Annotated in this window: 21 protein-coding genes; 9 read left to right on the forward strand and 12 right to left on the reverse strand. The window is 70.1% G+C overall.

The features are described 5' to 3' along the window. Positions 1-80 precede the first annotated feature (80 nt). Positions 81-1205: a DNA integrity scanning diadenylate cyclase DisA gene (gene disA, locus ACFZDI_RS20705; protein ID WP_234850028.1), complete on the forward strand. Its 1125-nt coding sequence runs from the start codon at positions 81-83 to the stop codon at positions 1203-1205. Between the two features lie 110 nt (positions 1206-1315). Here the strand turns inward: disA and ACFZDI_RS20710 are convergent, their stop codons facing one another. Continuing rightward, positions 1316-2170: a hypothetical protein gene (locus tag ACFZDI_RS20710; protein WP_234850029.1), complete on the reverse strand. Its 855-nt coding sequence runs from the start codon at positions 2168-2170 to the stop codon at positions 1316-1318. 729 nt (positions 2171-2899) lie between these two features. Here ACFZDI_RS20710 and ACFZDI_RS20715 point away from each other — a divergent pair. From ACFZDI_RS20715 to cseC, 5 genes are all read left to right on the forward strand, one after another. Next, positions 2900-3856, forward strand: coding sequence for an A/G-specific adenine glycosylase (locus ACFZDI_RS20715; protein WP_344369404.1), 957 nt, complete (start codon positions 2900-2902; stop codon positions 3854-3856). 283 nt (positions 3857-4139) lie between these two features. After that, positions 4140-4679, forward strand: coding sequence for a SigE family RNA polymerase sigma factor (locus ACFZDI_RS20720; RefSeq protein WP_053673910.1), 540 nt, complete (start codon positions 4140-4142; stop codon positions 4677-4679). Further along, a complete protein-coding gene (locus ACFZDI_RS20725; RefSeq protein ID WP_234850348.1) occupies positions 4667-5323 on the forward strand; it encodes a hypothetical protein in 657 nt (218 codons plus the stop codon). Before ACFZDI_RS20720 ends, ACFZDI_RS20725 begins: the two co-directional genes overlap by 13 nt. Before the next feature lie 168 nt (positions 5324-5491). Then, a complete protein-coding gene (gene cseB, locus ACFZDI_RS20730) occupies positions 5492-6193 on the forward strand; it encodes a two-component system response regulator CseB (RefSeq protein ID WP_234850349.1) in 702 nt (233 codons plus the stop codon). A 14-nt stretch (positions 6194-6207) separates the two neighbouring features. Then, positions 6208-7557 (forward strand): two-component system sensor histidine kinase CseC, encoded by a 1350-nt coding sequence (gene cseC, locus ACFZDI_RS20735; protein ID WP_391252316.1) that lies wholly within the window; start codon positions 6208-6210, stop codon positions 7555-7557. Positions 7558-7572: 15 nt separating this feature from the next. On the opposite strand, the gene ACFZDI_RS20740 is transcribed toward cseC, so the two are convergent. The 3 genes from ACFZDI_RS20740 to ACFZDI_RS20750 all read right to left on the reverse strand — a co-directional run bounded on the left by ACFZDI_RS20740 (position 7573) and on the right by ACFZDI_RS20750 (position 10213). Further along, positions 7573-8019 carry a VOC family protein gene (locus ACFZDI_RS20740; protein WP_391252318.1) on the reverse strand — a complete coding sequence of 149 codons (447 nt, stop codon included), beginning with the start codon at positions 8017-8019 and terminating at the stop codon, positions 7573-7575. 71 nt (positions 8020-8090) lie between these two features. After that, positions 8091-8516, reverse strand: coding sequence for a helix-turn-helix domain-containing protein (locus tag ACFZDI_RS20745; RefSeq protein WP_391253206.1), 426 nt, complete (start codon positions 8514-8516; stop codon positions 8091-8093). A gap of 113 nt (positions 8517-8629) precedes the next feature. Continuing rightward, on the reverse strand, positions 8630-10213 hold the full coding sequence (locus ACFZDI_RS20750; RefSeq protein ID WP_234850352.1) for an MDR family MFS transporter: 1584 nt from the start codon (positions 10211-10213) through the stop codon (positions 8630-8632). Positions 10214-10337: 124 nt separating this feature from the next. On the opposite strand from ACFZDI_RS20750, the gene ACFZDI_RS20755 reads away from it, so the two are divergent. Next, on the forward strand, positions 10338-10934 hold the full coding sequence (locus ACFZDI_RS20755; RefSeq protein WP_234850353.1) for a TetR/AcrR family transcriptional regulator: 597 nt from the start codon (positions 10338-10340) through the stop codon (positions 10932-10934). A gap of 22 nt (positions 10935-10956) precedes the next feature. Here the strand turns inward: ACFZDI_RS20755 and ACFZDI_RS20760 are convergent, their stop codons facing one another. Continuing rightward, positions 10957-11655, reverse strand: coding sequence for a M23 family metallopeptidase (locus ACFZDI_RS20760; protein WP_234850354.1), 699 nt, complete (start codon positions 11653-11655; stop codon positions 10957-10959). Between the two features lie 440 nt (positions 11656-12095). Between ACFZDI_RS20760 and ACFZDI_RS20765 the strand changes: the two genes are divergently transcribed. Then, positions 12096-12734: an HAD family acid phosphatase gene (locus ACFZDI_RS20765; RefSeq protein ID WP_391252320.1), complete on the forward strand. Its 639-nt coding sequence runs from the start codon at positions 12096-12098 to the stop codon at positions 12732-12734. Between the two features lie 66 nt (positions 12735-12800). On the opposite strand, the gene ACFZDI_RS20770 is transcribed toward ACFZDI_RS20765, so the two are convergent. Beyond that, a complete protein-coding gene (locus ACFZDI_RS20770; RefSeq protein ID WP_234850356.1) occupies positions 12801-15326 on the reverse strand; it encodes an ATP-dependent Clp protease ATP-binding subunit in 2526 nt (841 codons plus the stop codon). A gap of 430 nt (positions 15327-15756) precedes the next feature. On the opposite strand from ACFZDI_RS20770, the gene ACFZDI_RS20775 reads away from it, so the two are divergent. Continuing rightward, positions 15757-16452: an SCO3374 family protein gene (locus ACFZDI_RS20775; protein ID WP_391252323.1), complete on the forward strand. Its 696-nt coding sequence runs from the start codon at positions 15757-15759 to the stop codon at positions 16450-16452. A gap of 9 nt (positions 16453-16461) precedes the next feature. On the opposite strand, the gene ACFZDI_RS20780 is transcribed toward ACFZDI_RS20775, so the two are convergent. From ACFZDI_RS20780 to ACFZDI_RS20805, 6 genes are all read right to left on the reverse strand, one after another. Next, on the reverse strand, positions 16462-16797 hold the full coding sequence (locus ACFZDI_RS20780; RefSeq protein ID WP_010048839.1) for an Lsr2 family protein: 336 nt from the start codon (positions 16795-16797) through the stop codon (positions 16462-16464). Between the two features lie 264 nt (positions 16798-17061). Next, entirely contained in the window at positions 17062-17595 is a 534-nt protein-coding gene (locus tag ACFZDI_RS20785; RefSeq protein ID WP_234850358.1) for an amino-acid N-acetyltransferase, read from the reverse strand. Between the two features lie 9 nt (positions 17596-17604). Further along, a complete protein-coding gene (locus tag ACFZDI_RS20790; RefSeq protein WP_234850361.1) occupies positions 17605-18051 on the reverse strand; it encodes a BlaI/MecI/CopY family transcriptional regulator in 447 nt (148 codons plus the stop codon). Between the two features lie 184 nt (positions 18052-18235). After that, complete coding sequence (locus tag ACFZDI_RS20795; protein ID WP_234850359.1) at positions 18236-18424, reverse strand: hypothetical protein; 189 nt, start codon at positions 18422-18424, stop codon at positions 18236-18238. Between the two features lie 18 nt (positions 18425-18442). Then, positions 18443-19105, reverse strand: coding sequence for a hypothetical protein (locus ACFZDI_RS20800; RefSeq protein ID WP_391252326.1), 663 nt, complete (start codon positions 19103-19105; stop codon positions 18443-18445). A gap of 354 nt (positions 19106-19459) precedes the next feature. Next, on the reverse strand, positions 19460-20257 hold the full coding sequence (locus ACFZDI_RS20805) for a type III pantothenate kinase (protein ID WP_234850973.1): 798 nt from the start codon (positions 20255-20257) through the stop codon (positions 19460-19462). Positions 20258-20265: the final 8 nt, after the last annotated feature.

Below are 20265 nucleotides of genomic sequence, written 5' to 3' on the forward strand. Positions count from 1 at the left end.
ACTTTGCCCTGGTCTCGCCCGTCCGTGCGAACCGAGCGCGCGACACGGGGGCGCCCAGAACCTGCGACCGGAGGAGTGCAGTGGCAGCCAACGACCGGGCATCGTCTCCCGGAAAATCCGGCGGGAGTGCCGGTACCGATGGCCTGATGCGCGCCTCCCTGAGCGCCGTGGCACCCGGCACCGCCTTGCGTGACGGCCTGGAGCGCGTGCTCCGGGGCAACACCGGCGGGCTCATCGTGCTCGGCTCCGACAAGACCGTCGAGGCGCTGTGCAGCGGCGGTTTCGTGCTGGACGTCGAGTTCACCGCGACCCGTCTGCGCGAGCTGTGCAAGCTGGACGGCGGCATCGTGCTGTCCTCCGACCTGTCGAAGATCCTGCGCGCCGGCGTGCAGCTGGTCCCCGACCCGACCATCCCCACCGAGGAGACGGGCACCCGGCACCGCACCGCCGACCGCGTCAGCAAGCAGGTCGGCTTCCCGGTGGTCTCCGTCTCCCAGTCGATGCGGCTGATCGCCCTGTACGTCGACGGGCAGCGCCGCGTCCTGGAGGACTCGGCGGCGATCCTGTCCCGCGCCAACCAGGCCCTCGCGACCCTGGAGCGCTACAAGCTCCGCCTCGACGAGGTCGCGGGCACGCTGTCCGCGCTGGAGATCGAGGACCTGGTCACCGTCCGGGACGTCTCGGCGGTCGCCCAGCGCCTGGAGATGGTCCGTCGCATCGCCACGGAGATCGCCGAGTACGTGGTGGAGCTCGGCACGGACGGCCGGCTCCTGGCCCTCCAGCTCGACGAGCTGATCGCGGGCGTGGAACCCGAGCGCGAGCTGGTCGTGCGGGACTACGTCCCCGAGCCCACGGCCAAGCGCTCCCGCACGGTCGACCAGGCCCTCGCCGAACTCGACGCCCTCACCCATGCCGAGCTGCTCGAACTGTCCACGGTGGCCAGGGCATTGGGCTACACCGGCGCGCCCGAGACGCTGGACTCGGCGGTCTCCCCGCGCGGCTACCGTCTCCTCGCCAAGGTGCCCCGGCTCCCCGGCGCGATCATCGACCGCCTCGTCGAGCACTTCGGCGGACTGCAGAAGCTGCTCGCCGCGAGCGTCGACGACCTGCAGACGGTGGACGGCGTGGGCGAGGCCCGGGCCCGCAGCGTCCGCGAGGGGCTGTCGCGCCTGGCGGAGTCCTCGATCCTGGAGCGGTACGTGTAGCGGACGCGCACGGCTCTGTGCGCAGACGGCTGAGGGCGGTACCCGGGAAGGGGTACCGCCCTCGTGCGTCTGCGCGCTGCCTCTCGCCCGGCTGCCCGGCTTACGTCGTCCTAGTCGGCCGAGAGCACGAACGACGTCTGCACCTTCGCGAAGCCCGGAGCCTTGGCTTCCACCAGGTAGGTGCCCGCCCCGGCCGAGCCGGCGGGAGGCGTGGCGCACTTGGAGGCGCTCGGCTTGCGGTCCCACTTCACGGTGTAGGTGATGCCGCTGCCGGCGGCGACCCGGTACAGCTGGTGCGCGGCGGCCTTGGGGCAGTCCTCGGAGGACCAGTAGTCGTCGTCGCTGCTCGCCGGGGCGATGGTGAACACCGCGTTCTTCGGCCCGAGATCGATCTTGCAGTCGCTGCCGGAGACGTTCCGCGCGGTCAGCAGGAACGTGGGCGTCTGCTCGGGGTCGTAGGTGTTGTGCCGGCTGCGGAGGCTGAACTTGACGGCGCTCGCGGTGCAGTTGGGGAGGGTGGAACCGGCAGGCAGGGTGTCGCCCGCGCCGACGCCACCGGCGGTGGCGCCGCCACCCGGGCCGCCGGCACCGCCGGCCCCCTCGGAGCCCCCGGACCCTGAACCGTCTCCCGACCCGTCCCCGGAGCCGTCGCCCGAGCCGTCACCGGAGCCGGACGACGAGCCGCCCGAACCACCAGAACCGCCCGAACCGCCGCCGCCCGACTCGTCGCGTCCGCCGGGTGCTTGGCTGATGGCCGGACCCGAACCCGACGGGCCGGGCGTGATGGAGGGCGCGGGATTCTTGCCGTTGGCGCCGTTGTCGCCGTCCTTGTCGCCCCCGCCGCCCATCATCACGATCCAGGCGGTCAGCAGCGCCAACACGGCGACCACGGACACCAGTACGACCCTCCGACGCCAGTAGATGGAGGAGGGAAGCGGCCCGACCGGATTGCGCAGTGATCCCACGGCCCAAACCTTACGAGAGATCGGCACGTTCACCGGTCCCACCCGCCGCTACGACCTACAACTTTTCCGGATCATCATCCCGGAAATCACGTCCCACCCCGGTCTTTCGTCAGGTGCGGGACACGATGATCGCGGGGTGTGACGGATTGGGCCCGTCGCCTACCGTGCGTGACCATGCGCCGGACACCCCGATGTGGGTACCGCGCAGAGCCCGGACAGGGACGCGGGCCGTACTGCCGGTCGGCGTCGCGCTGTTCGCGGCCGACTGTGGCGTGCCCGCCCGCAGACACGGCGCGCACCCGTCACACGAGACCTCCGCGCGCCGCTGAGCCGGGCCGCACGACGCTCAGCCGGTCGGGAACGCCCGTGCGCTCCCGGCAGTTCGCGGCGCTGCTCCGTCGACCCACCCGGACACAGGGACGGTTGAGGGCGGCCGAGGAAGCCGAAGCGGCGCGGAAGCCGAAGCGGCGCACGCACACGATCAGCCCACACGCCCCGCACGATCAGCCCGCCACCCGCCCCGCACGACACACACGATCAGCCCGCCACCCGCCCCGCACGATCAGCCCACCCGACACGCACGATCAGCCCGCCACCCGCCCTGCACGATCAGCCCTCCGACCCGCACGATCAGCCACTCGAACAGACACCTGTGATCGCCGGGTGACCGCCCCGGCGGGGTGGCGGTGTGCCCGATTCGGCGCCTCACCGTGGCACCATCAAAGGGCCATGACTGCTCCCACGAAGCCCCAGCGCCCCGCCGCCGACTCCCCCTCCGGTTCCGTCTCCGGCACCTCCTCCGGCCGGCCGCTCGGAGAGGATCTGCACTCCCCCGTCATCGACTGGTTCGCAGAGAACGCCCGTGACCTGCCGTGGCGGCGTCCCGAGGCCGGGGCGTGGGGGGTGATGGTCAGCGAGTTCATGCTCCAGCAGACGCCGGTGAGCCGTGTCCTGCCCGTCTACGAGCAGTGGCTGGAGCGCTGGCCGCGCCCCGCCGACCTGGCCAAGGAGGCGCCCGGCGAGGCCGTCCGGGCCTGGGGGCGGCTCGGCTACCCCCGCCGCGCGCTCCGGCTGCACGGCGCCGCCGTCGCCATAACGGAACGGCACGGCGGTGACGTACCGGCCGACCACGCGCAGCTGCTGGCGCTGCCCGGCATCGGCGAGTACACGGCCGCGGCCGTCGCCTCGTTCGCCCACGGACAGCGGCACCCGGTACTGGACACCAACGTGCGCCGGGTGTTCGCCCGCGCGGTCACCGGCGTGCAGTACCCGCCGAACGCCACCACCGCCGCCGAGCGCAAGCTGGCCCGCGCGCTGCTGCCCGAGGACGAGCGGACCGCCGCCCGCTGGGCCGCCGCCTCCATGGAGCTGGGCGCGCTGGTGTGCACGGCGAAGAGCGAGTCGTGTCACCGCTGCCCGATCGCCGCACAGTGCGCGTGGCGGCTGGCGGGCAAGCCGGAGCACGACGGGCCGCCGCGCCGCGGCCAGACCTACGCCGGCACCGACCGGCAGGTGCGCGGGCGGCTGCTCGCGGTGCTGCGGGAGGCCCACGGTGCCGTTCCGCAGGCGGCTCTGGACCGGGTGTGGCACGAGCCGGTGCAGCGGGCCCGCGCCCTCGACGGTCTCGTCGCCGACGGCCTGGTGGAGCCGCTGGAGGGCGGTTCGTACCGGCTGCCGCTGACCTGACGCACAGACACGTCACAGCCGCGGGTCACCCTTCGTCACAACAACCAGGGGGATGAATCACCCCCAACCCGCCCCAACACCCCCACGTCTTTACCCCGTTCGGATTTCCGTTACACAACCGACGGACAGCCGAGTGCTGGCCGCAGGCTGCTTCGGACAGCGCCGTGACAACGCCTCCGTACCTTCAGATGCGTTCCCGGAAGACACGGGACGACGGAAGACCACAGGCAGTGCACGGGCGGCGGGGAGCCGGCCCGAACGGGGAAACGGGAGGCGGTTCACCATGGCGCAGGGCGAGGTGCTCGAGTTCGAGGAGTACGTCCGCACCCGGCAGGACGCGCTGCTGCGCAGTGCCCGCCGCCTGGTCCCGGACCCGACGGACGCGCAGGATCTGCTGCAGACGGCGCTGGTACGGACGTACGGCCGCTGGGAGACCATCGAGGACAAGCGGCTGGCCGACGCCTACCTGCGCCGGGTGATGATCAACACCCGCACGGAGTGGTGGCGGGCGCGGAAGCTGGAGGAGGTCCCGACCGAGCAGCTGCCGGACGCCTCGGTCGACGACGCCACCGAGCAGCACGCGGACCGCGCCCTGCTGATGGACGTCCTGAAGGTCCTCGCCCCGAAACAGCGCAGTGTCGTGGTGCTGCGACACTGGGAGCAGATGTCCACGGAGGAGACGGCCGCGGCACTCGGCATGTCGGCCGGAACGGTCAAGAGCACGCTGCACCGGGCGCTCGCCCGGCTCCGCGAGGAGCTGGAGTCCCGCGACCTGGACGCACGCGCGCTGGAGCGTGAGGAGCGGGAGCGGTGCGCGGCCTGACCGGCGAGGGTTCTGCACGGACCCGGGGCAGTATTCAGGCGGTGAGCGCGGCACTGGCCGTGCCCACCGCCCTCGCCCTTTTAGTGGCCGGGTGCGGTGCGGGCGGCACCGGCGCCCGTGACGAGGGCCCGGCGCACGCCGACTCGGTGGCGGGCGCGGCCGCCGCGACACCGTCCACCTCGCCGTTCAAGTCTCCCGACACCGTGAACGCGGTCGAGCTCGTCAAGGACGACCCGAAGGTCGCGCCCGAGGTGAAGCGGGAGCTCAAGCCGTGCGTGGCCAACGAGTACCCGGTCGACGTCTCCTACGGCAATCTCACCGACGGCTCCGCGGACGACGTCGTCGTCAATGTGCTGACCTGCGGTGACGCGGTGGGCGTCGGCAGTTACGTGTACCGCGAGCAGGGCGGCTCGTACGAGAACGTCTTCACGTCGGAGGAACCGCCGGTCTACGCGGAGATCGACCGCGGCGACCTGGTGGTGACCAAGCAGGTGTACGACAGGGGTGACCCGGTGTCGAGTCCGTCCGGGGAGAACGTGATCACGTACAGATGGACCTCCGGCCACTTCGCCGAGAAGTACCGCACGCACAACGACTACGGGAAAGTCGCCGGCGACAGCGCGACGCCGGCGCCGGCGGGCTGACGCGGGCGGAAGACCGCGTGAACCGATCGGGGCACCCGGAACGATCCCTCGGTGAACGCACCGCGGGGACTGTGCGTCCAAGGAGGAGAACACATCTCCACCGACCGCACATGTGTCCCCGGCAGTAGAACGCACCCCCACGGAACACAGAGGACAGAGAGCACCGGGATGGCAGACCAGACCCACGTCCTGTTCGTCGAGGACGACGACGTCATCCGCGAGGCCACGCAGCTCGCCCTGGAACGGGACGGCTTCGTGGTCACCGCCATGCCCGACGGGCTGTCGGGTCTGGAGGCGTTCCGGGCGGACCGCCCCGACATCGCGCTGCTGGACGTCATGGTGCCCGGCCTGGACGGGGTCAGCCTGTGCCGCCGGATCCGCGACGAGTCGACCGTGCCGGTGATCATGCTGTCGGCGCGGGCCGACTCCATCGACGTGGTGCTGGGCCTGGAGGCGGGCGCGGACGACTACGTCACCAAGCCGTTCGACGGTGCCGTCCTGGTCGCCCGGATCCGCGCGGTGCTGCGCCGCTTCGGACATGCGGGCGGCGGCCGGGCCGGGGAGCCGGACGCCCCGGCGAGCGGCGGGGTGCTGGCCTTCGGGGACCTGGAGGTCGACACCGAGGGCATGGAGGTCCGCCGCGCCGGGCAGCCGGTCGCGCTGACGCCGACCGAGATGCGGCTGCTGCTGGAGTTCTCCTCCGCGCCCGGCACGGTGCTCTCCCGGGACAAGCTGCTGGAGCGGGTGTGGGACTACGGCTGGGGCGGGGACACCCGGGTCGTCGACGTGCACGTGCAGCGGCTGCGGCAGAAGATCGGCCAGGACCGGATCGAGACGGTCCGCGGCTTCGGCTACAAGTTGAAGGCCTGAGCAGGGGCAGGGGTATGAGGGGGCACTTCCGGCGCCTGGTCGCCGCGGGCCTGGAGCGGGCGGGCATCCGCACGGGCCTCAGATGGAAGCTCAGCGCGGCCATCGCCCTGGTGGGCGCGCTGGTGGCGATCGCGCTGAGCCTCGTGGTGCACAACGCCGCCCGGGTCTCGATGCTGGACAACGCGCGTGACCTCGCCGACGAGCGGATCATGATCGCCCAGCGCAACTTCGAGCTGTCGGGGCGGATGAACTTCCCCAACACCAAGATCAACGACCCGGATCTGCCGCCTGCGCTGCGGGAGCGGGTCGAGGCGGGCCAGCGGGCGACGTACGTGGCCGACCGGCCCGGTGACGTGCCCGACATATGGGCCGCCGTGCCGTTGAAGAACGGGCAGGTGATGTCGCTGCACTCGGGCTTCACCGACCGCAGCTCCGACATCCTGCAGGACCTCGACCAGGCCCTGTTCATCGGGTCGATCGCGGTCGTCCTCGGCGGCAGCGCGCTCGGGGTGCTGATCGGCGGGCACCTGTCCCGGCGCCTGCGCAAGGCGGCCGTCGCGGCGAACCAGCTCGCGGGCGGCGAGACGGACGTGCGGGTGCGGGACGCGATGGGCGGGGTCGTCCGGGACGAGACCGACGACCTGGCGAGCGCGGTGGACGCCATGGCGGACGCCCTGCGCCAGCGCATCGAGGCCGAGCGGCGGGTCACCGCCGACATCGCGCACGAACTGCGCACCCCCGTGACCGGGCTGCTGACCGCCGCCGAACTGCTGCCGCCGGGCCGCCCGACCGAGCTGGTGCTGGACCGGGCCAAGGCCATGCGCACCCTCGTCGAGGACGTGCTGGAGGTGGCCCGTCTGGACGGCGCCTCCGAGCGGGCGGAGTTGCAGGACCTCATGCTGGGCGAGTTCGTCGCCCGGCGGGTGGCGGCCAAGGACCGGGCCATCGAGGTGCGCGTCGTGCACGAGTCGGAGGTCACCACCGACCCGCGCCGCCTGGAGCGCGTGCTGTTCAACCTCCTGGCCAACGCCGCCCGGCACGGCAAGCCGCCCATCGAGGTCACCGTCGAGGGCCGGGTCATCCGCGTGCGCGACCACGGCCCGGGCTTCCCGGAGGACCTGCTCGCCGACGGGCCGAGCCGCTTCCGCACCGGCAGCAAGGACCGGGCCGGGCAGGGCCACGGGCTCGGCCTGACCATCGCTGCCGGGCAGGCCCGGGTGCTGGGCGCCCGGCTGACGTTCCGCAACGTCCGCACGCCCGGGACACCGGAGCACCTGCCGGCCGAGGGAGCGGTCGCCGTGCTGTGGCTGCCGGAGCACGCGCCGACGAACACGGGGAGCTACCCGATGCTGCCGGGGTCGTGAGGGTGCCGCGGCAGTTCAGCAGGACCAGTCCTGGTCCATGTCGAGACCGCCTTCGCGGGGCTGGGTGAACGAGAACCAGTTGCCGGAGTCGTCGCGGAACAGCGCCTCCGTGCCGTACGGGCGCTCCTGCGGCTCCTGGAGGAACTCCACGCCTTTGTCCTTGAGCTTCTTGTAGTCGCCGTGGATGTCGTCGGTGGTCAGCACGCCCGCGCCGAGCGCGCCCTTCGTCACGAGCTTCTTGACCATCTCCGCGGACTCGGGGTCCATCGCGGGCCCGCCGGGCACCATCAGGGTCAGCTCGACGTCGGGCTGGTCGGGCGAGCCGACCGTGAGCCAGCGCATGCCGCCCTCGCCCATGGTCATGTCCGTACGGACCTCCAGGCCCAGCTTCTCCGTGTAGAACTCCTTGGCGCGGTCCTGGTCGAGGACCCAGACGGTCGAGATGGCGAGACCCTTGATCATGGTGTGCTCCTGCTCTGACGCTGCGGCTGCGGCCGGTTGTGCCCGCCCTGCCACGGTAGGCAGCCGGGGTGTCAGTGCGCTTCTCCGGAATTGCGCTTCTCTTCGGCGCCGGGAGCGGAGCGGAAGCCGCCGGCCCAGAGCATGGCGTAGCAGCCGGGTATGAGGGCGGCGCCGCGGCCCACGTGCTTCGTGCGGTACTCGCTGGGGGTCAGCCCGGTCCAGGACTTGAAGCGGGCCGAGAACGTGCCGACGCTGCTGAAGCCGACCAGGTGGCAGATCTCCGTCACCGACAGGTTCGCCGTGCGCAGCAGGTCCTCGGCGCGCTCTATGCGGCGGTGCGTGAGGTACTGGCCGGGGGTCTCGCCATACGCCCTCTTGAAGGCGCGGATGAAGTGGTAGCGGGAGTACCCGGCGTGCGCGGCGACGGTGTCCAGGTCGAGTCCGGGGTCGGCCCAGTCCCGGTCCATCGCGTCCTTGGCCAGCCGGACCTGGCGCATCCTGTCCATGCGACCGATGGTGACACGGGGGTACGACATCGGCCCGGGGCTCATGGCCGGGCAGGACGAAGGCCCCCGGGCGGACACTCCCGGGGGCCCTTCGTGCGGTGCGGTCAGACGGCCTCGACCACGGGCGGCTGCGCCGCCGGGGCGTCGGTCGGGCCGGCCTCCTTGGGTCCCGCTCCCTTCAGCGGCACCTCCTTGACGAACACGGCCGCCGCCAGCGCGACCACCGCCACCACGGCCCCGAGCAGGAAGGCCGAGTGCGTGCCGGCGGACACCGCGTGCTGGTACGCCTCACGGACCAGCACCGGCAGTTTCTCCAGGCTCTTCGCGTCGAGCTGCGCCGACTGCTCGGTCACCTTGGAGCCCAGCGCGCCGCCCCGCTCGGCCATGACGTCCTGGACGCGGTGGTTGAACAGCGCGCCCATGATCGCGACGCCGAAGGAGGAGCCGAGCGTGCGGAAGAGCGTGGTGGAGGAGGAGGCGACGCCCATGTCCCTCATCTCCACGCTGTTCTGCGCGACCAGCATGGTGATCTGCATCAGGCAGCCCATGCCGAGCCCGACCACGGCCATGAAGATCCCGGACGTCACACGGGACGTCCCGGTGTCCATCGTGGACAGCAGGTACAGCCCGACGATCATCAGAGCGCTGCCGAGGACCGGGAAGACCTTGTACTTGCCGGTGTTCGTGGTGACCCGCCCGGCGACCATCGAGGTCACGAGCATCGCCCCGAGCATCGGCAGGAGCAGCAGCCCGGAGTTCGTCGCGGACGCGCCCTGCACGGCCTGTTGGTACAGCGGCAGGAAGAGCGTGGCGCCGAACATCACGAAGCCGGTGATGAAACCGATGACCGACATCAGCGTGAAGTTGAGGCTGCGGAAGATGTGCAGCGGCACCACCGGCTCCGCGGCCCTGGTCTGCCAGAACACGAATCCGACCAGTGCGGCGACGCCGATGCCGATCAGTTCCATGATCCGTGCGGAGCTCCAGGCGTACTCCGTGCCACCCCACGTCGTGACGAGCACGATCGCGGTGATGCCGACGGTCAGCAGCGCGGCGCCCAGGTAGTCGATCCGCGCCTTGGAGCGCTTCTTCGGCAGGTGCAGCACGGCGGTGACGGCGACCAGCGCGACCACGCCGAGCGGCAGGTTGATGTAGAAGGCCCAGCGCCAGCCCCAGTTGTCGGTGATGGTGCCGCCGACCAGCGGACCGCCGATCATGGCCAGCGCCATGACGCCGGCCATCATGCCCTGGTACTTGCCGCGCTCGCGGGGCGGGATCAGGTCGCCGATGATCGCCATGACGCCGACCATCAGACCGCCGGCGCCGAGACCCTGCACCGCGCGGAAGCCGATCAGCTCGCCCATGTTCTGGGCCATGCCGCTGAGCGCGGAGCCGATCAGGAAGATCACGATGGAGGAGAGGAACGTGCCCTTGCGGCCGTACATGTCGCCGAGCTTGCCCCACAGCGGGGTGGAGGCCGCGGTCGCGAGGGTGTAGGCGGTGACGACCCAGGAGAGGTGTTCGAGCCCGCCCAGCTCACCGACGATCGTCGGCATCGCCGTGCCGATGATCATGTTGTCGAGCATCGCGAGCATCATCGCGATCATCAGCGCGAGCAGGACGACCCGCACGCTCCTGGGTTGCTTCCCCCCGGCGTCGGCTGCCGGTGTGTCCGTTGTGTCCGTCATCGCTTCCCACTCCCCCAGCAACCGCTACTTACTTGTCGACCGGCTAGTGACTACACTTCGGAAGCTAGCCGCGGAACTAGCCGGGCGTCAAGTAAGTTTTATGGAAACCGGGCGGCGTAGGAGGATGGGCGGCACCATGGACGGCACCAGGCAGCGGCGCCGCGGGAACACCCGCCGGCGCATCCAGGACGTGGCCCTCGAACTCTTCGCCGAGCAGGGCTACGAGAAGACCTCCCTGCGCGAGATCGCGGAGCGCCTGGAGGTCACCAAGGCGGCGCTCTATTACCACTTCAAGACGAAGGAAGAGATCCTCGTCAGCATCTTCGAGGACCTCACGCAGCCGATCGAGGACCTGATCGAGTGGGGCCGGCAGCAGCCGCACACCCTCGCCACCAAGCAGGAGATCATCCGCCGCTACGCCGACACGCTGGCCGAGGCGACCCCGCTGTTCCGCTTCATGCACGAGAACCAGGCGACGGTCAGGGACCTGCGGATCGGCGAGTCCTTCAAGGCGCGCATCCACAGTCTGCGCGACATCATCGTGGACCCGGACGCCGATCTGGTCGACCAGGTCCGCTGCGCCAGCGCGATCTTCACGCTGCACGCCGGGATGTTCCTGCTCCAGGACATGGGAGACGACCCCGAGGAGAAGAACAAAGCCGTCCTCGAGGTCGCCACGGACCTGGTGACCCAGGCCCACCGGGGAGCCGGCGGCTCCTAGCGGGCCCGCACGGTCAGGCGGGTCAGACCTTCACGCCCTTGGCGCGCAGGAACTTCACCGGGTCGACCGCGGAACCGTAGTTCGGGGTCGTACGGATCTCGAAGTGCAGGTGCGGACCGCTGGAGTTGCCGGTGTTGCCGGACTTGGCGATCTCCTGACCGGTCTTGACGATCTGGCCGACGTGCACCTTGACCTTCGACAGGTGGGCGTACTGGGAGTACGTGCCGTTGCCGTGCTTGATGACGATGGCGTTGCCGTACGCCGGGCCGTCGCCGGCGCCGTTGCCGCCGGCCTTGACCACGGTGCCGCCGTGGGTGGCGAAGACCTGGGTGCCGCTCGGCACGGCGAAGTCCTGACCGCTGTGCTTGTGGGCCCACATGCCGCCGTTCTGGGCGAAGCTCGCGGAAAGCGTGTACTTCTTCACCGGGTCGACCCAGGAGGGCGCGGCCTTCTTGGCGGCGGCCTTCTTCTGGGCCGCCTTCTTGGCGGCGGCAGCCTTGGCGGCCTTCTCAGCCTTCACAGCCTCGGCCTTGGCGACCTTGGCCTGGACGGCGGCCTGCGCCTGGACGGCGCCGGCAGCCCCGGACGCGGCCGTGGTGTCGGCGGCGGACGCGACCCCGGCTCCCAGTGCGACCGAGACACCAAGGCCGGCGGCCAGCACGGTCGCACGGGTGCGGAGCTGGGACGTACGGGAAGAACGGGACGTGACGCGCTGGGACATCGAAACCTCGTATGGAAGGGGACGGAGAAAACCACCCGGCGCACAACCGCTCGCCGTGTGGCCATCCCTTGGTAACCCGAAGTCCGACAAACGCCCAAAAGCGTGATCTACGACGCTAGTTAGTAAATTGCTTCAGTGTTCTACGTCTCTTGACACAGCAGTCATTCGGGACGAATCAGGACACTGGCCTGCACTTCCGCCCGCGCGCAGGCAAAAAAATCCCTTTCCTCCTGATCCGTTATCCACTATTCCAGCTAGTAACGGACATATCGCCTGTGCGGCATGTCACCGGGGGCCCTCTTCGGCCATTCCTTAAATGTGGCGCACGCCTCTAGGCTCCTACCGTTCGGTAACCCTACGGTTCCCCTCGCGCCACCCTCGCGCACAAGCATGCACACGACATGTTGGCAGCGTCACGGACGTGAGAGGACCCCCACGACATGCAGACCCGACGCCCCTGGTTGCGCCGCGTATCAGTGACCGCCGTCTCCGCGGCGGCCCTCGTGGCGATGGCCGCGCCGGCCGACGCCACGACCGCCGCCCCGGCCTCCTCGACCACCGCCGCGCCCCCGTCCGCGGCCGCGGACGTCGACTACGGCACCTGGCAGAAGGACTGCCAGGCCGTGATGGACCAGGCGCTCCCCTACCTGAAGCAGCGGATAGCGGCCACGAAGCCGGGCGAGAAGCAGGCGATCGTCTTCGACATCGACAACACGACGCTGGAGACGGACTTCGGTTTCAGCTATCCGCAACCGGCCAACAAGCCGGTCCTGGAAGCCGCCAGATACGCGCAGGAGCGCGGCGTGGCTCTGTTCTTCGTGACAGCGCGGCCGGACATCATCGCCGCGTTCACGCACTACAACCTGAAGCAGACCGGCTACCAGGTCTCCGGGCTCTACGTCCGCCACTTCATCGACCTCTTCAAGAACGTCGCCGACTACAAGACCGCCCAGCGCGTCGACATCGAGCGCAAGGGCTACACGATCATCGCGAACATCGGCAACAGCACCACCGACCTGTCGGGCGGCCATGCCGAGAGGACCTTCAAGCTGCCGGACTACGACGGGCAGCTGTCGTAGGGGCGCGGACATGCGGAAGGGGCCGGTGCCGAAAGGCACCGGCCCCTTCTCGTCAGGCCGTGACGCTTACGCGTCCTTGCTCAGGTTCGGACCCGTGCCACCGGCCGCCTGCTCGATCGGCGGGACGTCCGGGAGAGCCGCCTTCTCCTCGCCGCGGAAGGTGAAGGTCTTGGTCTCGCCCTCGCCCTCCGTGTCGACGACCACGATGTGACCGGGACGCAGCTCGCCGAAGAGGATCTTCTCCGACAGCGAGTCCTCGATCTCGCGCTGGATGGTGCGACGCAGCGGACGCGCACCCAGCACCGGGTCGTAGCCCTTCCTGGACAGCAGCTCCTTGGCGGACTGGGAGAGCTCGATGCCCATGTCCCGGTCCTTCAGGCGCTCGTCGACCTTGCCGATCATCAGGTCGACGATCTTGAGGATGTCGTCCTGGCTGAGCTGCGGGAAGACGACCACGTCGTCGACGCGGTTGAGGAACTCGGGCCGGAAGTGCTGCTTGAGCTCGTCCTGGACCTTGTTCTTCATGCGCTCGTAGTTGGTCTTCGTGTCACCCGAGGCCGCGAAGCCCAGGTTGAAGCCCTTGGAGATGTCCCGGGTACCGAGGTTGGTCGTCATGATGATGACCGTGTTCTTGAAGTCCACGACCCGGCCCTGGGAGTCGGTCAGGCGACCGTCCTCCAGGATCTGCAGCAGCGAGTTGAAGATGTCCGGGTGGGCCTTCTCGACCTCGTCGAAGAGGACGACCGAGAACGGCTTGCGGCGGACCTTCTCGGTCAGCTGGCCGCCCTCTTCGTAGCCCACGTAACCGGGGGGCGAACCGAAGAGACGCGAGACCGTGTGCTTCTCGCTGAACTCCGACATGTCGAGGGAGATCAGCGCGTCCTCGTCGCCGAAGAGGAACTCGGCGAGCGCCTTGGACAGCTCGGTCTTACCGACACCGGACGGACCGGCGAAGATGAACGAGCCACCGGGACGCTTGGGGTCCTTCAGACCGGCACGGGTACGGCGGATCGCCTTCGACAGCGCCTTGACGGCGTCGTTCTGGCCGATGACCCGCTTGTGGAGCTCCTCCTCCATGCGCAGCAGGCGGGAGGACTCCTCCTCGGTGAGCTTGAAGACCGGGATGCCGGTGGCGGTCGCGAGGACCTCGGCGATCAGCTCGCCGTCGACCTCGGCGACGACGTCCATGTCGCCGGCCTTCCACTCCTTCTCCCGCTTGGCCTTGGCGGCGAGGAGCTGCTTCTCCTTGTCGCGCAGGGAGGCGGCCTTCTCGAAGTCCTGCGAGTCGATCGCGGACTCCTTGTCGCGGCGGACGCCGGCGATCTTCTCGTCGAACTCGCGCAGGTCCGGCGGCGCGGTCATCCGGCGGATGCGCATCCGGGAACCGGCCTCGTCGATCAGGTCGATCGCCTTGTCCGGCAGGAAGCGGTCCGAGATGTACCGGTCGGCCAGGGTGGCGGCCTGGACCAGCGCCTCGTCGGTGATGGAGACGCGGTGGTGCGCCTCGTACCGGTCGCGCAGACCCTTGAGGATCTCGATCGTGTGCGGCAGGGACGGCTCCGCGACCTGGATGGGCTGGAAGCGGCGCTCCAGGGCCGCGTCCTTCTCCAGGTGCTTGCGGTACTCGTCCAGCGTGGTGGCACCGATGGTCTGGAGCTCACCACGGGCCAGCATCGGCTTCAGGATCGAAGCGGCGTCGATGGCGCCCTCGGCGGCACCCGCACCGACCAGCGTGTGCAGCTCGTCGATGAACAGGATGATGTCGCCGCGGGTGCGGATCTCCTTGAGGACCTTCTTCAGGCGCTCCTCGAAGTCACCGCGGTAGCGGGAGCCGGCGACCAGGGCGCCGAGGTCCAGGGTGTAGAGGTGCTTGTCCTTGAGGGTCTCGGGCACCTCGCCCTTGACGATGGCCTGGGCGAGGCCCTCGACGACGGCGGTCTTGCCGACGCCGGGCTCACCGATCAGCACCGGGTTGTTCTTCGTACGGCGGGACAGCACCTGCATGACCCGCTCGATCTCCTTCTCGCGCCCGATGACCGGGTCGAGCTTGGACTCACGAGCGGCCTGGGTGAGGTTCCGGCCGAACTGGTCGAGGACCAGGGACGTGGAGGGGGTGCCCTCGGCAGGACCGCCGGCGGTGGCGGTCTCCTTGCCCTGGTAACCGGAGAGCAGCTGGATGACCTGCTGCCGCACGCGGTTCAGATCTGCGCCCAGCTTCACGAGGACCTGGGCGGCGACGCCCTCGCCCTCGCGGATCAGGCCGAGCAGGATGTGCTCCGTGCCGATGTAGTTGTGGCCCAGCTGAAGGGCCTCGCGGAGCGACAGCTCCAGGACCTTCTTGGCACGGGGGGTGAAGGGGATGTGGCCGGACGGGGCCTGCTGGCCCTGGCCGATGATCTCCTCCACCTGCTGGCGGACCGCCTCGAGCGAAATCCCGAGGCTCTCAAGGGCCTTGGCGGCGACACCTTCACCCTCGTGGATCAGGCCCAGGAGGATGTGCTCAGTGCCGATGTAGTTGTGGTTGAGCATCCGGGCTTCTTCCTGAGCCAGGACGACAACCCGCCGCGCGCGGTCGGTGAACCTCTCGAACATCGTTAATCGCTCCTCAGAGCGGTCAGGCAGTGGGGGGAACTTCCCCTCCCTGTCCTTCCGCAGCTTAGTCCCGCAAGCGGGGACCGCTCATTCCAACTGCCGACACCGTCCTTGGCCTCCTGACCCCGAACGCCGACATCTGCTCCAACCCGATGGTGCGAGACGATGTTCCCGCAGGCCAGGCAGATACCCCACTCGCCAGTACGCCGATGGCGAACGTGAGACGTCCTTTCCTGCGTGTCGCCCCCTCCCACTAGGGATGTCTTACCCGCGGGGAGCGGAAGACCATGCCGAGCGCCCCGGTTCCCTCCGCTACGGGCGAACAACCTTGCGCCTCCCCGCACCACTGGCGCGCCCCCATTTCGCCACCCTGCGCATCGGGCAAGCGACCTAGCGTAACCGGAACGGCCTTCGGACTGTTGCACGTGGCATGTTCGGCGCCCCTCAGCCCGTGACCGCATCCTCGTCCCCGCTCGTTCCGCTCCCCCGCCGGCCGCTCGCCCCGGCCGGCGCGAGCGGTCAGGTCCGGCGGTGGTACGAGAACGAACTGGCGTGGCCCACGGTGCCCGGCGATCCGCTGCGCCTGGTGGTGGGGGTGCGCTACGACGTCCTGGACGTGCCGGCCGAGGCCGGGCACGCGGCGCTGCGGCACGCGCCGCCGGGCTCTCCGGTCGCCCTGCGCGGCGACCGGATGCTGCTCTGGGTGGCCGCGGGCAGCGCGGAGGAGCTTCCGGGGCTGCTGGAGTGGCTGGACTGGGGTTACCTGCCGCTGGATCTGGTCGCGATCGGCGCGGACGGCCTCGTGGAGGCGCCGTCGCCCCCGGAGCCTCACGGGGAGAGGACGGTGCCGTCGTCGTGCGCCTCGCACACCGCGGCGCCCTGCGGGGCCGGTGTTCCGCCCGCTCCGCGGGGCCGGTTCGGTTCCCAGGGGGCCGCTGTGTGGCTGCGGCCCCCCGAGCCGGGATGCGAGGTCGAGGCCTCGCTGCCGACGCTGTCGGCGCCGGGGGGCGCTGGGGACGCCCCCGATCTCGTGCGGCTGGTGAGCACGGTGGCCACGCGGTGCCACCGGATCCGGCTGCGGCGCGCGGGCGCCGAGCCGCCGGCCGTGCGTACGCAGGGTCGGTAGTGCCGCTGTTCAGCCGTTGGCCTTCTCGTAAGCCTCGCGAATGGTCGCGGGAACACGGCCGCGGTCGTTGACCTCGTAGCCGTTCTCCTTCGCCCAGGCGCGGATCGCCGCGGTGTCCTGGCTGCCGCTCGACGCGGCGCGCGCCTTTCCGCGCCCGCCCGAAGCACGGCCTCCGGTACGACGACCGCCCTTCACGTAAGGCTCGAGAAGGCCACGGAGCTTGTCCGCATTGGCAGTGGTGAGATCGATCTCGTACGTCTTGCCGTCCAGCGCGAACGTCACGGTCTCGTCCGCCTCGCCACCGTCGAGGTCGTCGACAAGAAGGACCTGAACCTTCTGTGCCACCGGATTTCCTTTCATCGATATCTTCAGGGCCGGGGTGTGCCGGCGTCCGCCGTATCGCCGTCCCCTGTTATATGCAGTACTGCAGTACTGCGGAAAGCAAACCGCTTTTGCCGGAAAAACACAAACCCCCGGCTGAGACCGGCAGCCCGGGCTCCGTCCGGAAACGTGCGCGTTTCGGACATAGGGAACCGGGGCAGGGCGGCCCGGCGGAATATGCCTTGACGAACCGGCCGTGCGCTCTTGCGGCCGACCGGCATCCGGCGATCACAGATGCAAGAGCATCCGGCTGTTGCCCAAGGTGTTCGGTTTCACTCGTTCGAGTCCGAGGAACTCCGCGACACCCTCGTCATAGGAACGCAGCAGCTCCGCGTAGACATCCGTGTCGACAGGTGTCTCGCCGATCTCCACGAAGCCGTGCTTGGTGAAGAAGTCGACTTCGAAGGTCAGACAGAAAACCCGGCGAACGCCGAGCCAGCGGGCGGTCTGCAGCAACTTCTCCAACACCCGGTGTCCGACACCCGCACCCTTCAGGCCGGGCTTCACCGCGAGAGTGCGGACTTCCGCGAGGTCTTCCCACATCACGTGCAGCGCACCGCAGCCGACGACCTCGGCGTTGTCGTCCCGTTCCGCGACCCAGAACTCCTGGATGTCCTCGTAAAGCGTCACCGTTGCTTTGTCGAGCAGGATGCGGCCGCGCACGTAGGCGTCAAGGAGGCCGCGCACGGCCGGGACATCGCTGGTGCGCGCCCGCCGGACGGTGATGGCTTTTGCGGCGGCTTCGGGGCTCTTCGCGGACATGACGGGACGCTATCGCCCGTCCCGCTCCCGAGCGGAGGCGGGGTTCTCCGGAGGGGCTTCCCCGGGTTCCGGCCGTTCGGGCCGTTCGGGCCGTTCCGCGGATTCCGACGGTTCGGTCGGTTCCCGGGTTTCCGGACCCTGCACGATCCGTACGGCATCGGTGAGTGACCGCCGCTGTTCCTCGCTCATCATGCCGAAGAAGGCGACGAGAGCGGCGGCGGGGTTGTCGCTCTGTGACCAGGCATCGTTCATCAGGGCGGCCGCGTAGGCGGCGCGGGTGGAGACCGCCTCATATCGATAGGCACGGCCTTCCGCCTCGCGGCGCACCCAGCCCTTCTGATGGAGATTGTCCAAAACGGTCATCACGGTGGTGTACGCGATGGACCGTTCCTTCTGAAGATCTTCCAGGACTTCTCGAACGGTCACCGGGCGGTTCCACTTCCACACCCGCGACATGACCGCGTCTTCGAGTTCTCCCAATGGGCGAGGCACAGCTCAGAACAATAGTGGGAGATCCCGGTAATGGCGTGGCGGACGTGCGCTTCACCGGCGAACGTGCACAAAAAGGGCGTACGGCTCGGAAGTGCGGGCGCCGCGGGGTGCGGGTCCGCCGAGTCGTACGCCCTCGGAAGGGGTGGGGTCAGGCGTCGGCCTTCGAGGACGCCGCGCCGGGCCGGCGGGCGCCCTCCACGCGCGCGAGGGCGGCGTCCACGGCCGCGTCCTCCTTGGCCTTGTTGGCGCCGCCCTGGGTCTTCACGATCACCCGGATCACGCCGATGAAGAAGACGGCCATGACGGCCGGGGGCAGCAGCGCGGAGACGTAGTCCATGGCTCCAGGGTAGCCACGTCAGCCCGCGGCGAGCTGCTGGGGGTTGGAGGGCGGGGGCGGGGCCGGCTTGCGGCGCGGGAAGACCTCGCCCGGGGTGGGGATCGGGCGGGAGGGCTTGGGGGTGCCGGGGGCGGGCGCCGGGGTGGGGGCCGGCTTGGGGGGCGCGGGCTTGCGTGCCGGCTTCTTCTCCGGCTGCTTCTCCGGCCTGTCGGCGGCGTCATTGGCCGGGGCGCGGCCGCCGGGGATCGCCAGGAGACGGGTGCGGGTCCGGGAGCCGGGCACGACGGCCACGGGGGCGGGCGCGGTGGCCGCCGGGACGGGCGTGCAGCGGTCCAGAAGGGCCGCTGCGGCGGGATTGCCGCGCAGGGCGCCCAGGGCGGCGAGGTCGTCGGGAACGGGGCGGTAACCGGCGCCCAGGGCCTCGTCCAGGAGTGCGAGGTAGCCGGCGGCGGTGCCGGGGAGGGCGGCGCGGTACCGGCCCAGGTCGGCCACGAGGAAGGCGCGCAGCCTGGCTCCCTCCCGCAGGGCCTCGTCGAGCGACTCTGCGAGGCGGAGACAGTCCTGGACGTCTTCGGCCGAGGCGGGGGTGGGGTGGAGGGCGAGGGCGAGAGCGCGGCGGAGCACACGCAGCTCCTCCACACCGAACGCCATGCCGCCGCGGGATCCGTAGGGCGTGGGCATGCGGCGACGATACGCGCTAATCAGACAAATCTCGCATAGGGGACGGGTGTGGCGCGAGGGACCACTCGTCCCGCCTAGGACCTGCGGTTCGGACCGAGCCGGACGTGCCTGCAACACCGCGGACCGGGGGCTCGGGTCCGGCTGCGCCTGGTGCCTGCAACGCCGCGGACCGGGGGCACAGGTCCGGCCGCGCGTGGTGCCCGCAACGCCGCGGACCGGAGGCGCGGATTCGGCCGCGCCTGGTGCCTGCAACGCCGCGGACCGGAGGCGCGGATTCGGCCGCGCCTGGTGCCTGCCGCCGCGGACCGGGGCGCCGGTCCGGCTGCGCTCACTCGCCCCCGGCCCGGTGGACGCTCACATGCGTGACACGTTCCGCTCGTACACCAGCCGCAGTCCGATCAGCGTCAGCCACGGTTCGTGCTCGTCGATCACCGACGACTCGCCCAGGACCATCGGCGCGAGGCCGCCCGTCGCGATGACGGTGACGTCGTCGGGGTCTTCCGCCAGCTCGCGGGACATGCGGTTGACGACGCCGTCGACCTGGCCGGCGAAACCGTAGATGACGCCCGACTGCATCGCCTCGACCGTGTTCTTGCCGATGACGCTGCGCGGCCGGGCCACCTCGATCTTGCGGAGCTGGGCGCCGCGGACGCCCAGGGCCTCCACGGAGATCTCGATGCCGGGCGAGATGACCCCGCCGACGTACTCCCCCCGCGCGCTGACCGCGTCGAACGTCGTCGCCGTGCCGAAGTCGACGACGATGGCGGGGCCGCCGTAGAGCTCGACCGCCGCGACCGCGTTGATGATGCGGTCGGCGCCGACCTCCTTGGGGTTGTCCATGAGGATCGGCACGCCCGTCTTGACGCCCGGTTCGACGAGGATGGCGGGCACGTCGCCGTAGTACCGGCGGGTCACCTCACGGAGCTCGTGCAGGACCGAGGGGACGGTCGCGCAGATGGCGATGCCGTCGATGCCGTCGCCCAGCTCGTCACCGAGGAGCGGGTGCATGCCCATCAGGCCCTGGAGGAGGACCGCCAGTTCGTCGGCCGTGCGGCGCGCGTCCGTGGAGATGCGCCAGTGTTCGACGATCTCGTCGCCGTCGAACAGGCCGAGGACGGTGTGGGTGTTTCCTACGTCGATCGTCAGCAGCATGGCCCGTA

It is taken from the genome of Streptomyces sp. NPDC007907 (assembly GCF_042959365.1).
Taxonomy (GTDB): domain Bacteria; phylum Actinomycetota; class Actinomycetes; order Streptomycetales; family Streptomycetaceae; genus Streptomyces; species Streptomyces indiaensis.